Source organism: Haloarcula sp. JP-Z28, from assembly GCF_011440255.1.
GTDB classification, from domain to species: Archaea; Halobacteriota; Halobacteria; order Halobacteriales; family Haloarculaceae; genus Haloarcula; species Haloarcula marismortui.
Genome location: NZ_JAAOHT010000170.1, coordinates 1 through 845 on the forward strand (window position 1 = coordinate 1; position 845 = coordinate 845).

General features: G+C 63.1%; 2 protein-coding genes. Both read left to right on the forward strand.

What is annotated here, in order from left to right:
- Positions 1 to 392: HAMP domain-containing sensor histidine kinase (locus G9463_RS23765; RefSeq protein ID WP_165898005.1), on the forward strand; the 392-nt coding region annotated here is incomplete at its 5' end.
- Positions 393 to 487: 95 nt separating this feature from the next.
- Positions 488 to 845, forward strand: a 358-nt coding sequence (locus G9463_RS23770; RefSeq protein ID WP_165898006.1) for a pre-rRNA-processing protein PNO1, incomplete at its 3' end; no start/stop codon positions are given.

An 845-nucleotide genomic window follows, 5' to 3' on the forward strand; every position in this document is an offset into this window, starting at 1 on the left:
TTAACACCGCCTGGGAGGGACACGGCGAAACCACCGACCGAGCCACGCTCCACTACGAGGACATCGGCTCGGTGAGCGCAGACGCCGACCGCCTCATCGAACTGTTCGAGAACCTCTTTCAGAACAGTACTCGACACGGCGACGGTGCCGTTATCGTCCGCGTCGGCCCGCTAGACCACGGCTTCTACGTCGAGGACGACGGCCCCGGAATCCCGGCCGACAAGCAGGACGACGTGTTCGACCACGGCTTCACGACTGCCGAAGACGGCAGCGGCTACGGGCTCTCGATTGTCCGGACCATCGCGGGCGCACACGGCTGGGACATCCTCGTCACCGACAGCAATACGGGCGGCGCGCGGTTCGAAATCACCGGCGTCGAGTTTCTGGACTGAAATGGCTTCTGCCGGCGGACGGCCGCCCGGCATCTGTCAGTCACGCGACTGCCGAAGTTTTAAACAGGCAGAACCTCCTACGGGGTAGTATACTTATGCAACACGTGAAGATTCCGCAGGACCGTATCGGTGTGCTGATCGGCGAGGGAGGTGAGACCATGCGCGAGATCGAGGAGCGCGCAGAGGTCCGACTGGATATCGATTCCGAGGACGGCACGGTGAAAGTCGAGTCCGTCGGCGACCCCGTGACGGCGCTGAAAGGCCCCGACATCGTGAAGGCCATCGGCCGCGGGTTCGCACCCGACGACGCGCTGGCGCTGCTTGAGGACGACATGATGATGTTCGAACTCATCGACATCGAGGCCGCCTCCCGCAACAAGAACGACTTCCGTCGCCAGAAGGGGCGTCTCATCGGTGAAGGCGGCCGGACGCGAGAGCTCATGCAGGAACTTT